The organism is Methanosphaera sp. ISO3-F5 (assembly GCF_034480035.2).
Taxonomy (GTDB): Archaea; Methanobacteriota; Methanobacteria; order Methanobacteriales; family Methanobacteriaceae; genus Methanosphaera.
Window position 1 is genome coordinate 800,254 of sequence record NZ_CP118753.2, and the last position, 16,064, is coordinate 816,317.

The window sequence follows — 16,064 nt, forward strand, 5'->3', positions numbered from 1 at the left end:
TTATTATATTTTAATTTATACCTTTTGTTTCTTAAATAATTTTATATAGATTTAAATTTTGTTATCATTTAAATTAGCTATGAATTAACATCAGAGTTGTTTATAAATTAAATAAAAACCTTATTTTAGTCAATCAAATAATTATCTTAATTATAATATAATTAAACTAATATCTTGTTAATAAGAGTTGATAATAACGATGTAACCTATTAAAACAGGTATTTATTCAAATTTTTAATTCAAGAAAAATTAATTAATTATCAGATATATAATTAGATGTATTATAAAATATGTTCTAAGAATAAAATGGAATGTTTAAAAAAATAGAAGGTAATTATAATGGCTTATGGGATTAAATCAATGAGTGCAAATGCGATTAAAACTAAAATTATCAGAAACAAACTTTTTGATGAAGAATATTATTTATCATTTATCAAAGAGGAAAATATAGATGATGCATTAGAACATTATTTGAACATAGGATATAAAATGGGATTAAATCCTTCACCTTTTTTTGATACAAAATATTACTTAGAACATAATCCTGATGTTAAAAATACAAATATGAACCCATTAGCTCATTATGCAATATATGAATTAGGCAGTGACAAGAAAATTAAATTTGATCTAAGTTTATCTGAATATAAAAAATTCATTGAATTGGTCTATGCAGAGAAACTTTTTGATGAAGAATACTACCGAAAACAATGTAAAGATGAAAAAATAACTGATCTAATGGACCATTACATATATATTGGAAGTAAAAATGGTTTAAATCCATCAATATTATTTGATACAAATAATTATTTAAAAAATAATCATGATGTATCAGAAAAAAAAATTAATCCATTAATTCATTACGTACTTTATGCATTAAATAGTGAACGTAAGGTAAAACATGATTTATCCATTCAGGAGTGGAAAAACTTTAGAAAAAAAGTTTACAGGGAATACTTATTTAATGATTCATATTATCTATCAAACCTAAAAGAAACACAGGTAACAGACCCTCTGGATCATTATCTGAGTATAGGATATCATAATGGATTAAATCCATCAGAATATTTTGAAACAACAACTTACCTGGAAAATAATCCTGATGTAAAAAAATTGGATATTAATCCATTAATACATTATGTTCTATATTCATTTAACAGTAATCGTAAAGTAAAAATAAATCTAAGCTTGTCAAATTATAAAAAATTTAAAGAAACAGCATATAAAGAAAAATTATTTATAGACGAATACTATTTAAATCAATTTTCTGAAAAAATAAACAATCCATTCGATCATTATTTAACAATAGGCTGGAAAGAAAACAAAAATCCATCCTATCGTTTTAACACACAATATTATCTTCAAAAAAATAGGGATGTTAAAGAATCAGGAATTAATCCATTATTCCATTTAATAAATTATTCTTTAGAAAGTAATAGAAAATTCAATTTTGATATATCCTATCCAGAATTTAAAAAATTTGAAAAAGAAGTTATCGAAGAAGGATTTTTTGAAGAGGAATATTATACTAGTCAATTAAATGAATATACGCAGGACCCATTAGGACATTACTTGGAAATTGGATGGAAAGAAAATAAAAATCCTTCTTATATATTTGATACAAATGAATTCTTAAAATATAATAGTGACAGTATTAAAGGAAACAATAATCCATTAATCTATTTTATGTTAAATGATAGGGATAAGAACCATAAAATAAATTACGGTTTCTCTTATAAAGAATTCTGTGGATTTGAGAAAAAAGTTAAACAATTAGGTTTATTTGATGAAGAGTATTATCGTGTAACTAATCCTGATGTTCATGCTCATAATCTTTTATCTCACTATTTAACCATTGGATTTAAAGAGGGAAGAAATCCATCCGGATTATTTGACACTAACTGTTATTTAAAAAACAGTCGTGATATAGTTAAATTAGGATTAAATCCTTTGATTCATTATGCTAATCATGCATATAATGGGAATAGAAAAATTAAATGTGACTTAAGTTTATCTAAATTTAATGAATTTAAAGATTTTATAATAAATGAAGGATTTTATGATGAAGAATACTATTTAGAACAATGTAACACTACTATAATTGATCCATTGGATCATTATTTAACAGTAGGTTGGAAAAAAAATAAAAATCCTTCACCATTGTTTAATACAAAAGAATATTTACGATTTAATGAGGATATTCGTGAATCAGGAATGAATCCATTACTCCATTATGTGAAATATGGAATGAATCAATCAAGAATCTTTAATTTCGGATTAACATATGAAGAATTCAAAAACTTCCAAAAAGTTATAATGGAAGAAGAATTATTTGATGAAGAATACTACTTAAATCAATTAAAAAATCAAGAAATAAAATATCCATTATACCATTATTTAACAGAAGGATACAAATTAGGGCTTGATCCATCAGTCAACTTCAGCACATCTGGTTATCTAAGCCAATATACCGATATTGCTAATGATGGAAGAAATCCGTTAGTACATTTCTGTCAATACGGTATGGACGAGGACAGGATAGCTAAATATAATATCACATTACCGGAACTTAAAGAATTTAGAAAAAAAGTTGTTGAAGAAGAATTATTTGATGAAGAATACTATCTCAGTCAATGTAATGAAAAGAATATTAGAAATCCATTAGACCATTATGTGGAAATTGGAAGCAAAAAAGGATTAAATCCATCAATCTTATTCAACACAAACAATTACATAAAAAACAATCCTAATGTCAAATATTTAAATAAAAATCCATTAGTACACTATACAATGTATGCATATGATTCTAATAGGAAAGTAAATCATGATTTAAGTTTAAAGCAATATAAAAAATTCAGGAACTTTGTAATTAAAGAAAAATATTTTGATGAAAAATATTACTTATCAAATCTTCAGGATACAAGAGAAGTAAATGATGCATTAGAACATTACTTGAACATAGGATATGAAGAAGGGTATGATCCTTCCGAGAAATTCAATACAAGCGAATATCTTGAAGAATATCCGGGTATTGGGGATAAAAACCCATTAATTCATTACATAATGAATCTGTTAAATGCATATGATACTCTATCCGATTCTGAATTATTTGATGAAGAATTCTATTTAACACATTTAGATGACTATTTAATCACTGAAGAAGACGAAAAATTAATGAGAAACGAATCAGATGAGTTCGAAAAAAAGAGCAAATATGATCCCGAAGAAATAGACGATCCAGTAATGCATTATCTTACCATAGGAGTTAAAGATGGTTTAAACCCAAATCCATATTTTTCATCATTAAAATACTTGGAATGGAACCAGGATGTCAAAGATGCAGGATTGGATCCATTATACCATTATATTATTCACGGAAAAAGACAAACCAGGGATAGTTACATGGTATTAAGTAATCACTTAAAAAAATTCGATAAAAGATACAAGATACATTCAACATCTAACATGCTAAAAGCATTAAAAAACAAAGTATCCATCATAATACCAATATATAATGCTTACGAAGAAACAAAAGAATGTATTACAAGTGTGCTACGAAATACACATATAAACTATGAGTTAATCTTAATAAATGATTGCAGTACCGATAAAAGAATAGATGAATTACTAGACTCATTAAGATACGTTCCACAAATCAGGATAATAAGAAATAAAGAAAATCAAGGATTTATCCGAAATGTAAACATGGGTATGAACTCTACCAAAAACGATGTAGTACTATTAAATAGCGATACAATAGTCACACCACACTGGCTAAGTCATCTAGTATACTGTGCATACTCAAGTAACGAGATAGGTACTGTAACACCATTTTCCAATGCATCAGATATTTCCATACAAGAATTTGATAATAAAAACTTCGATGAAATAAACAAAAATGCTTACCGATTAGATAAGTTATCATATAACCTAAATATTGAAGCACCCACAGGTAACGGTTTTTGCATGTTCATCAAACGAGCCTGTATAGAAGAAGTAGGTCTTTTTGATGAAACCTTCGGAAAAGGTTATGGTGAAGAAACAGATTTCACTTACAGAGCATTAAATAATGGATGGTTAAATATAAGAAATGATTCAGTATTCATATATCATAGAAGACATGCCTCATTTAAAAAAGAAAACACTAATAATTTAAAAGCAAGAAACAAGAAAATACTAGAAAAAAGATATCCTAGTTTATACGATGATTGGAATGAATTCGTACAATCAAAATCATTACAAGACTCACTAGAAAGAATACGATTACATCATGATGATATTAAAAATCCTGAAAGAATATTATACGTAACTGGAATAGAAAAGAATACACCAATCCTTGATGAAGATTATCATAAAATTGCAGATTATTACGATACATATATCCTAACACTACACAGTAAACAGATCAAATTAGGAGTTATAAGGGAAGGTAGATTCGTATTATACGAAAAATGGGATATAACATCAAAATGGGATCAGAACACATATGTCTCATTATATACAAATATCCTACTAAATTTAAAAATTGACCTGGTCTATGTAAAATACCTATACTCATACTATAATCCAAATAATCAGGATTTATCATTATTCATACGATTATTATCACGATTTGAAATTCAAGCATTATATGAGGCAACATGCAACAAGGAAAACATACATGAAACAATACACAACCTATTAAATCCACATGAATCACTCAAGGAATTAATAAACAAGAAAACACATGAAATTGACTTTAACAATTCAAAATTAGTAGTTTACACAGCATTAACTGGAAACTATGATGAATTAGTTACTCCACTAGTCATAAACCCTAAATTCGATTACATCTGTTTCACAGACAATCCAAACCTAAAATCAGATTTCTGGACAATCAAGTACATGGAAGAAGAACACATAGACAAGATACGAAAAGCCAGAAAATATAAGATATTACCACATAAATACCTAAAAGAATACGATTATTCATTATGGATAGATGCAAACTTTGACATAATAGGAGATATTGAAGAATACATTCACAAATATTCATCAAACAATAAACTATTAGTAATAAAACACGATATCCGGGATGACATATACGATGAAGCAGAAGAATGCATACGACTAGAAAAAGACACACCAGAACTAATACACAAACAAATAGCAAGATATGCAGAAGACAATTATCCAAGACACAACGGATTAATAGCAAGTGGAATAATATTCAGAAATCATAATAATCAAGAAGTAAAAGCATTAATGAACGAATGGTACCGAGAAGTACAAGATTATAGTAGACGAGACCAATTAAGTTTTAACTATGTATGCTGGAAAAACAACTTCGAATACGATGAAAGTCCAATATTCTATTTCAAAAACCAGTACTTCCAAAGATTATTACACGTCGGAGACAATAATATCAACTTAAAATATGATGAAGAAAGTATTAACAGAATATTAGAATCATTTAATCAGAAAACATCAATCATAATACCAATATACAACGCTTATGAAGAAACAAAAGCATGCATAGAAAGCGTACTAAAATACACTACAACACCATACGAATTACTATTAATCAATGACTGCAGTACCGACAAACGGATAGAAGAATTATTATCTAAATACCAAGATTATCTAAATATAACAGTAATAAATAATGAACAAAACCAGGGATTTGTAAGAAATATTAATCTAGGCTTTGAAAAAACAAGTGACGATGTAATAATACTCAACAGTGACACGGAAGTCACACCAAAATGGTTGCAAAAACTAAAAATAGCAGCATATTCCAAAGAAAACATAGCCACAGTAACCCCACTATCAAACAATGCCGGAGCATTTTCAGTTCCAATAGTAGATGAGGACAATGAATTACAACCAGAATTAGGAGTTACAGGAACAAGTAATTTAATCGAAAAAATATCAAAAAACATCAAATTATATGTTCCGACAGGAAACGGCTTCTGCATGTATATCAAACGAGAAGCAATCTACTCCGTAGGCTTCTTTGACCAAATATTTGGTAAAGGATACTGTGAAGAAAATGATTTCTGTATGAGACTGCTTGAAAAAGGATGGTTAAACGTTATAGAACCTTCAACATACATCTATCATAAACATAACGTATCCTTCGCATCATTAAAAGACGAATTATACCTGAAAAATCGTCAATTGTTGGAAGAAAAATATCCTGATTACAGTTTAAAACTATTAGATATGCTACGATCATACAATTTAAGAGATATAAGAAAAAGAATAGCAGTAATGCTAGAATCTGAGAATAACTATAAATTCAATGTCCAAAGAATACTATACTTAATTCATGAAGGAACAGGTGGAACATTACATACAAGCATAGAACTAATGGGAAATTTACCAGATAACATAGAATCATACATATTAACCGCAGGAAAAGAAGAAATAAAATTATATAAATACACAAAGTCAGTAAATGATTCACAAAGTAGTGAAGAGGATGATGATGAATTTTTACAACATTTAACATTATTATCCACATGGACTATAAAAAATGAATACTCCATAAAAGACGTATTCAATAATGAATTTAGAAGAATTTACTTCAACATACTATGTTCATTAAAGATAGACTTAGTTCATATTAGACATTTAATCAGACATTCATTTGACATGCCATACATAGCAAAACAGATCGGAATACCAGTAATATTATCATTCCACGACTTTTACTACGTCTGTCCATCACACAATTTAATAGATGATACCGAAAAATATTGTGGAGGGCACTGTAGTCCAATCAAAAATAATCAGGGGCAATGTGATATTACTGGAGGATTAAATGCACCACTATTAAAAACATACATCACACAATGGAGAAAAGAAGTTTCACAAATGCTTGACAATTGTGATGCATTCGTAACAACATCACAATCAGCGTATGATATTTACACAGAATTTTATCCAAAACTATCTGAAAAAACTTTTATGATAATTGAACATGGAAGAGATATTTCCACACCGGATAAAATAAACCAGAAGCTTCCAACATTCAAAGATCAACCAATAAGGATATTATTCCCTGGACATATTAATGTAAATAAAGGTGGTTGGCTAATCAAAGCAATAAAAGAGTATGATACAGAAAATAGGTTAGAATTCCATTATATGGGAAATATTCATTCAAAATTCCATCTTGAAGATATTGGAATACATCATGGTTACTATAAACGCAGTGAATTTTGTAAAGAAGTAGAAAAAATTAAACCACACTTCATAGGATTATTCTCTATATGGCCTGAAACATACTGTCATACATTAACCGAAAGTTGGGGATGTGGAATACCAGTAATCACCCTGGATATGGGAGCGCTTGGTGAACGTGTAAAAAGACATGGTGGAGGATACTTTATAGAAAATAATCCTAAAAAAGCATATGATAAAATAATTGAAATTTCAGAAAATGATTCTCAATATGATGAGATTATCAATCAAATAACCAAAATCAACTTTAAATCTACTAAACAAATGGCAGATGAGTATATGGAGTTATATAAAAATTTTTTAGACTTTAATTAACTTATATATGAATACCGTTTCTATGTATCTATAATATTTTGAAGGTAGATTACCTATTAGAATTAGTATATTACATAATTACTAATTATTTTTAATTTTTTAGGAATATTCTGAGACTTTTTATTAATTAAATTTTCATTTTTTTATTAAAGTAATAATCATTAACTAAAATAAATATATTTAATTATATTCTATCTTGTTTTAAGGTATAACATTAAAAAACAAAAACATTGAATAGATATAAAATACTTTTTTTACATTAATATTATTAATGATTATAAACAAACATTGAATCATCCAATAAGGATATAAAAAATTAATATTATTGGGATGATTTGATGAAGAATAACATTAAATATTTTGTAGTGTTATTTGTTTTATTAATCTTCGGTATATCTTGTGCATATGCTGCCAATGAAACATCAGATTCAACTGTTTCTGATGATACGGTAACAGCACAACCTTCTGAAGTTAATAAAGTTATAACAAAAACAAATACTAAAGACAAAACAGTTAAAACTGGATATAATGAAGTAACATCATATAATCAATTAGCTGATGAATTAACGGAAAAAACTACCGAAAAAACAGTTTATCTTAAAAAAGGAACATACAAAGCAACAAAAACTATTAATCTTTGGGATAGTCCAACACTTAAAAAGGTTGAAATTTTCGGTAATGGAGCAGTAATAGATGGTTCAAACTCAAAACAATTCTTAAAAATATTTAAAAATGTTAAAGTTACAGTTCATGATTTAACCATTAAAAATACTAAAGGGGGAGAACGATCTGGAGCTATTGATGTAAATGCTAAAGGAATGTTAGTAGCTGATAACTGTACCTTCATCAATGCTGTTTCAACAGGTAAAGGTGGAGCTATAACAGACTCAGGATCATCAACCATACAAAACTGTAAATTTATAGGATGTACATCAGGTCATGGTGGAGCTATATGGAGTACTGGTGAAAATGGAGGAACATTTAAACTAGAAAACTCTGTATTCACTAAAAACAAGGCAAGTGTTAAAAATAATAACGACAGAACAGCAGTAGTTTACTATTTACATCTAAAAAATGTAAAAATAAGCAACAATGTATTTGATAACAACATAGGCAGACCACTCCATTCATTTAAATCTGTTTCAGATGTAACCGGTAACACCTTCAAAAACATAGTATTAAATGCTCCAAAAGATACAATAAGAGGAGCAGTAATTGATAACTATGAAGCAAACATTAACATAATCAACAATGAATTCAATAACATTAAAATATCTGCAAAAAGTGTTAAAGGTGGACTATTATACAACGAAATAGGAACATCCTCATTTGAAGATAACAAAATCACAGGCTTAAAAATTTCCTCAACAGAAAGAACTGACAGTTTAAATGGTGGAATATTATTCAACAGACATTCAACATTATCAGTAGCATATAACACTATAAGCAACACCAACAATGGATATAAAGTTCATGGTGGATCATTATATAACAATGGTGGAAAATTATCTGTTTTCACAAACACCTTCAAAACAACAAGCACTGCTTCAAATGAAATAAGAGGTGGGGCAATGTATAACGATCCAAGTGGAACATTAGTTCAGGGTGGAAATGATTTCAGTGGAATTAAAAACATTGGAAAAGAAAACAAAAGAGAAATCTATGGATCAAGTTCAGTAAAAACCGCTCCTAAAAAATCAACAAAAGTCACCTTAAACAAAGTAACAGGAGTAGTTGGTGACACTGTAAACATAGAAGCTACCGTTAAAGATAATAGAGGAATAGGAGTAACAAGTGGAAACTTAGCATTTAATGTAAATGGTAAAAAAACAACAATAAAAACCAACAAGGATGGAGTATTCACATACAAATACAAAACTACAAAAGTAGGATCCAACACAGTAACAGCAACATTTGCAGCAAATAACAAATACACAGCAAGTTCTGCTAAAAAAACATTCACTATAACTAAAAAAACTAGTAAACTCACAGTAACCAAAGTAGCTAACAAAATATATAATGATAAAGTTACAATAACTGGTAAATTAGTTGATAATTCAGGTGCAGTAATTAAAAATGCAAATGTTAAAGTGAAATTTAACACTCAAACAGTCACTGTAAAAACTAATACTAAAGGAGTATACACAACTAAAGTAACTGCTAATAAAGTTGGTAAAAACAATGTTACAGTAGCTTTTGCAGGTAATACCAATACTAAAGCATCCAGTGTTAAAACAACTTTTTATGTAGGTAAAAAAGCAACAAAAGTTACTCTCAATAAAATAGCAGATGTAACCGTGGGAGATGAAGTAACAGTAACAGGTAAATTAACTGATGTTTCTGGTGTTGTAATTAAAAATGCTAACTTAAGAGTAAGAATTAGTGGTCAACTTCAAAATGTAAAAACAAATAGTAACGGTATATTCACAGCTAAAGCAACTACTAAAAAGGTAGGTGCTAATAAAATAGCCGTACTTTACGAAGCTACTACTAATTATAAGCTTTCTAGTCTTGAATCTACATTTAACGTAGTTAAAGCAACAGACTAATCAGATTTATCATTTATTGTTAAATTTTAATTAATTATGAGGATATTTATCCTTGTTTTTAATTATTCTCTCTTATTTTTATTTTTTTAATCTATTTATTCGGAACTTATTTTTTTTGATAATTAATTATTTCAATTATAACAAACTTTTATTAATATCATTATACATATATTATTATAATATAAACAGTAGGGACAAATAATATAGTAACGGTAGATATAATGGATGAAGTTAGTATAATGTCCTATACACATATTATTGGAGGAATTATTGCAGGAATCATATCATTCCTGTTTACAGTAAAAGGTTTACTTCCTGTTACAAATGAAATGATAGGAGTTTTAATCTCATTAATAATTGTGTATGGACTTGGAAAATTTGCAGAAAAGAAATATGGAAGAGAAAAAATTGGTTTAGGATCATGGTTTACTAATGGAGTATTACCATACTACTTCATGTGGATGACAGTATGGATACTGTTACTAAACTATGTAAAATTCTAATAAAATTCTTAAACTCCCCCCAATAAAACTTTAAATTCACACTTTTTTTTAATTAGAGGAATAATTAATGTGTTCAATAATAGGCATAAACGGAATTAATGTAAAAAATCACTTATTTACCATGATTGAAGTTCTAAAACATAGAGGTCCTGATGCTACAGGAGTATATTCTAACAATAAAATATACCTTAATGAAAATGTTCATCAAGCAGAAAACTCAAATTTCATGTTAGCACATAACTTGTTATCAATAATAGGAAACAATGAACTTCAGCCATTACAAAGTAATAATTTAACATTAATTGCTAATGCTGAAATATACAATTATGAAACATTAATAAAAAAGTATAATATCACATCTTTACAAACACAATCAGATTGCGAAATAATTTTAAAGCTAATCGAAAAACATTATGATAACAATTTAAAAGAAGCCGTGTTGAATGTAATATCAGAACTTGATGGAGATTATGCTTTTTGTATAACTGATGGTGAAGATTACATGGTCCTACGTGATGAAGTAGGGGTAAAACCAGTATATTATGGTAGTACTGATAATTATTTTGCATTTGCATCAGAAAGCAAAGCTTTAAAACAGATTAATATTGAAAACATACACTCATTAAAACCAACACAAGCAATATACAATAATAAAATAATCAGTATACGGCAGGAGTTCATACGAGTCGAAGATAATACTGAATATTCTTTGTTAAAAGAGGAATTGAAGAACAATATTATAAATGCGGTGCATAAACGTGTAAACAGGTTAGATGAGGTTGCAGTACTATTTTCTGCAGGAGTTGACAGTACACTGCTAGCAGTACTTCTTAAAAAGTTTGGTATAAAAACAACATTATACACAGTAGGTACCAAAAACAGTCAAGACCTAAAATTTGCTAAAAAAGTATCAGAAGATATACAGTTACCACTAAAAACCAGGATAATTAATGAAGAAATAATAGAAAATAATTTCATACCTACACTAAACATAATAGAAGATACAAACCTGATGAAATTAGGAGTGGGAATGACAATAAATCTCACAAGCAAACTTGCAAATAAAGATGGTCATAAAGTAATCCTATCAGGACAAGGTGCAGATGAACTATTCACAGGATACAACAGATACAAAAGAAAATACAAAAACAAAACCAAACTACTTGATGAACTAACACACGACCTAAACAACATGTACCATGTAAACCTGGAAAGAGACGATAAAGCCACAATGGCCAACTCAATAGAACTAAGAGTACCATACATGGACAAACAAATAATAAAAACAGCAATAAAAATCCCAATAAACTACATGCTACACTCAGAAGAAGACAACATACGAAAACACATACTACGAGATATAGCACAAGAACTAGGAGTACCAGAATACATAGCATACAGACCAAAAAAAGCAGCACAATACGGCACAGGAATAGATAAAATAATCAAAAAGAAAATAATCAAAAAAGAAAAATACCAAAAAATACTCGAAAACTATCACTAACAAAAAAAGTCACACATATAAATCTAAACATTTTTAAAATAAAATAAACATAATAAATAACATAACTAGGATAAAAAAACCTTAAAAAATAAAAGATTAATCTTATAAAATAATAACAAAATAATTAGGAGCAAAATAAAATGGAAATAGAAAAAGAAGCAGAAAACATATTAAATAAATTTTCTGAAGCACTAGACCAAATACCAGACTCAGAAGAAACAAGATACATCGTAGACAACCTCAACAGAACAAGAGAAGATGTAATGGAAAAGAAAAATCCAGAAAAAATATTAAGAAATGCACGTGTCGATAAAAACGGCAGTGTTGTAGCAGAAAAAGGGAAATGGACGAAATGAGACTAAAATTATTAATAGAAATACCAGACACCCCTGGACAATTAGTAAACATACTCCAACCATTATCAAACTTTGGAGCTAACATATCAACAATCATACACGAACACGACAACAGAACAGCAGACGGAAAAATACCAGTACACTTCACAATAGACGCATCAAAAGAAATACTAGAAAAAGCAGTAGATTTCATAAGAAAAGAAGGAGTAGACATAGTAGAAGTAGATGGAGTACTACAAAAAGATACACAAACATTCCTTTTACTAGGTAATATGCCAACAAGTGACCTAATGCAAACAGTTCATAAAATTGATGAAATTAATATAATAAAAATAAACAGTGTAGACTTAAACATAGGAAACAACCTACAAGAATCAGTATGTAAAATGGTCATTGAAACAAAAGAAGACAACCGAACAGAAGCAATACAATCAGTACAAGAAATCGCAGATAATGATGGATTAGTCTTAATAAAGGAAATATAACATAAGGGGTAGAATCAATGGCTGTAAATAAAATGAAATTATGCGTTCTTGGTTTCGGAGCAGTAGGTCAAGGAGTAGCAAATGTCATACTACAAAAACATGACGAACTAATTGACAAATACGGATTAGATATAGAAATCACAGCAATAGCAGACAGATCTGGTGCTGCAATAAATGCTGAAGGATTAGACCTACAATTAGCATTAGATACCAAAAACGAAACTGGAAAAATAAAAGATTACCCAGAATATGGGGTAAGTGATGTGGATGGACTAGAAGTAATGGACTTAGCAGAATATGACTGTCTGGTAGAAGCAACACCAACAAACATAGATGATGGTGAACCAACACAATCAAACATTCTAAAAGCATTCAATGACAAAAAAGATGTAGTAACATCAAATAAAGGACCATTAGCACTAAACTTCAAAACACTAATAGATGCAGCACAAGAAAATGGAGTAAAATTCAGATTTGAAGCATCAGTTGGGGGAGCAATGCCCGTAATTAATACTGCACGCCAATCATTAGCAGGAAATCAAATACAATCAGTACAAGGAATACTAAATGGAACAACCAATTATATCCTATCACGAATGGCTAATGAAGGAACAGATTATGAACCAACATTAAAAGAAGCTCAAGAATTAGGAATTGCAGAAACAAATCCTTACCAAGATGTAGAAGGATTAGACGCTGCATGTAAAATAGTAATAATAGCAAACTCACTGATGGGATGGGATGTAACCCTTAAAGATGTAGCATTACATGGAATATCTGACATAACATCAAACGCTGTTAAACTAGCACTTAAAGATGGTTACCTTATAAAATTAGTAGCAGAAGCTAAAGATGGGAAACTTACAGTTGGACCAATGCTAGTAAAACAAGGCTCACCATTTGCAGTAAATGGCACATTAAATGTAATTAATTTCAAAACAGACTTATCAGATGATGTGACAGTAGTAGGTGTAGGAGCTGGATCAATTGAAACAGCATCAGCAATACTTAGTGACATAATCAGTATAGGAAAATCTAATGCTAATTAAGCATTACTTTTTATTCCACTCCTCTTTTTATGTAAAATAATTTAGTGATTACTATGACAAATGAAAAATACTTAGCACCTCCATGGATAAAATATCCAACATATCCCGAAAAATCATCATTCTGGAAGACAGGAAGCGGTGCAGAATATTTAATAAAATATAATGAAACAATAAACGATAAAGAAGAATATCTTAAAATATTTCCTAAAGCTCCATCATTTAAAGAAAGTGCAGTACCTAGTGAATCAGTAAGTGATGAAGTAAAAGAATATCTTCTATCACCAGAAAAAGCTTTAATCATAAATTTATGGCAAAAGGATGCAAAACCAAAATATGACAAGATTACTGCAGAAAAGAAGAATGTAATCTTTATGTTTGACACATTATTTTTTGATCAATCAGCACACATACATGTTGGAACAAAAACATACGATTCTGCTAATGAAATAGTAGAACTATTAGAAAAAGAATTACAAAGCAAATCCCCAGATTTATGGGAAGAATTAAAATATACAGTTATAATTAACGCATTATATTATAAACTTGCTACAGATATCACATTCACTAAACAAGTAATAAGAACAGACGGTCAAGATATTATCTTCAAAAGTGATAACCTGGAATTAGGAGTTCAAGAAGATGACGAAGGAAATTACATCGGTAAAAATTTATTAGGTTTTGCAGTTATGGAAATAAGAGATGTTCTTAAGGAAGTTTATGCAAACTATGATTTGATAGATTGGGATATTTCAGGAGATCCTTATAGTATTGAACGATGTACCTGTGGACACGTACACATGAAGTAATAAAAATAGTTAATAAGTTAATAGTACAACATTATAATTAATAACCAAAATTTTTTTATAAACAGTGATTAAAATGAAATATGTTATCGTAATAGCAGATGGTATGGCTGATGAGCCACTAGAACAACTTAACGGAAAAACGCCAGTAGTCGAAGCAAACACTCCTAACATGGATTTCATTGCAAAAAATGGGTATACTGGTTTAACAAAGAATGTTCCTGATGGAATGACTCCAGGTTCAGACGTAGCAAACACTTCTATCATGGGATTTAATCCATCAATGTTAAAAGGTAGAGGACCATTAGAAGCACCTAGTGTTGGAGTATCATTAGGAGATACTGATGTAGCATTTAGATTAAACTTTATCAATGTAAAAGATGGTAAAATTAATGATTTTACAGCGGATCATATTTCAACAGAAGAAGCAGCACAGCTTATTGAAGCATTAAATGATAATTTCAGTGAAATAGGAGTATTTTATCCTGGAGTTAGTTATAGAAACTTGTTCGTGATTGATGATATTGAAATGGAAGATTTAACTTCTACACCTCCACATGATGTTGTAGGTCAACCATTTGAGGATAACTTACTAAAACCAGATAATGAAAAAGCACGATTAATCAATCAATTGATGAGAGATTCTGTAGAAGTATTAGAAAATCATCCTGTTAACAAAAAAAGAGTTAGTGAAGGAAAATTGCCTGCTAATATGATTTGGTTATGGGGTCAAGGTGCTAAACCAGTTATAGGAAACTTCCCTGAAAGATATAATATGTCTGGTGCAACTATTACTGGTGTTGATTTATTAAAAGGAATCAGTAATTATATTGGATTGGATGTTATTGAAGTACCTGGAGCAACTGCTTATTTCGATACTAACTATGAAAATAAGGTTAATTATGCATTAGAATCATTGAAGACTCATGATGTTCAATATATTCATATTGAAGCACCTGATGAAGCAGGTCATGAAGGAAACTTGCCTGAAAAATTAAGGGCTATAGAAAATATAGATAGTATTATTCTAGGAAAATTATTAAAAGAATTACCGGGTATTGATGAAGAGTTTACTATTGCTGTTTTACCAGATCATCCAACACCTATTGATATTAAAACTCATACAATGACACCAGTTCCATTTGCTATATATAGTACTAGCATTAAAGAACCTGATGCCACTGAAGTATTTTCTGAAGATATGTCACAGGGTAAGTATGATACGATTATTGGTCATACTTTATTGGATGAAATGATTAAGATTAGTAAGGAATAA

The 16,064-nt window shown here is 29.1% G+C and carries 9 protein-coding genes; all 9 read left to right on the forward strand.

Going from position 1 to position 16,064, the window contains the following annotated elements; all coding sequences use genetic code 11:
- Positions 1–339: 339 nt before the first annotated feature.
- The 9 genes from PXD04_RS15280 to PXD04_RS15320 all read left to right on the forward strand — a co-directional run bounded on the left by PXD04_RS15280 (position 340) and on the right by PXD04_RS15320 (position 16,064).
- Positions 340–7,539 (forward strand): glycosyltransferase, encoded by a 7,200-nt coding sequence (locus PXD04_RS15280; RefSeq protein WP_323735685.1) that lies wholly within the window; start codon positions 340–342, stop codon positions 7,537–7,539.
- A gap of 338 nt (positions 7,540–7,877) precedes the next feature.
- The gene (locus tag PXD04_RS15285; protein WP_323735686.1) at positions 7,878–10,088 is read left to right on the forward strand and encodes an Ig-like domain repeat protein; all 2,211 of its coding nucleotides are present in this window, start codon (positions 7,878–7,880) and stop codon (positions 10,086–10,088) included.
- A gap of 221 nt (positions 10,089–10,309) precedes the next feature.
- Positions 10,310–10,591, forward strand: a complete 282-nt coding sequence (locus PXD04_RS15290) for a hypothetical protein (protein ID WP_323735687.1) — start codon at positions 10,310–10,312, stop codon at positions 10,589–10,591.
- Positions 10,592–10,658: 67 nt separating this feature from the next.
- Positions 10,659–12,095, forward strand: coding sequence for an asparagine synthetase B (locus PXD04_RS15295; RefSeq protein WP_323735688.1), 1,437 nt, complete (start codon positions 10,659–10,661; stop codon positions 12,093–12,095).
- Positions 12,096–12,235: 140 nt separating this feature from the next.
- Positions 12,236–12,451 (forward strand): Asp-tRNA(Asn) amidotransferase subunit GatC, encoded by a 216-nt coding sequence (gene gatC / locus PXD04_RS15300; RefSeq protein ID WP_323735689.1) that lies wholly within the window; start codon positions 12,236–12,238, stop codon positions 12,449–12,451.
- Positions 12,439–12,936, forward strand: a complete 498-nt coding sequence (locus PXD04_RS15305; protein ID WP_323735690.1) for a hypothetical protein — start codon at positions 12,439–12,441, stop codon at positions 12,934–12,936. The genes gatC and PXD04_RS15305 overlap by 13 nt, the downstream gene beginning before the upstream one ends.
- Positions 12,937–12,953: 17 nt before the next feature.
- Positions 12,954–13,985: a homoserine dehydrogenase gene (locus PXD04_RS15310; protein WP_323735691.1), complete on the forward strand. Its 1,032-nt coding sequence runs from the start codon at positions 12,954–12,956 to the stop codon at positions 13,983–13,985.
- 53 nt (positions 13,986–14,038) lie between these two features.
- A complete protein-coding gene (locus PXD04_RS15315) occupies positions 14,039–14,791 on the forward strand; it encodes an NADAR domain-containing protein (protein ID WP_323735692.1) in 753 nt (250 codons plus the stop codon).
- 73 nt (positions 14,792–14,864) lie between these two features.
- Positions 14,865–16,064: a cofactor-independent phosphoglycerate mutase gene (locus tag PXD04_RS15320; RefSeq protein ID WP_323735693.1), complete on the forward strand. Its 1,200-nt coding sequence runs from the start codon at positions 14,865–14,867 to the stop codon at positions 16,062–16,064.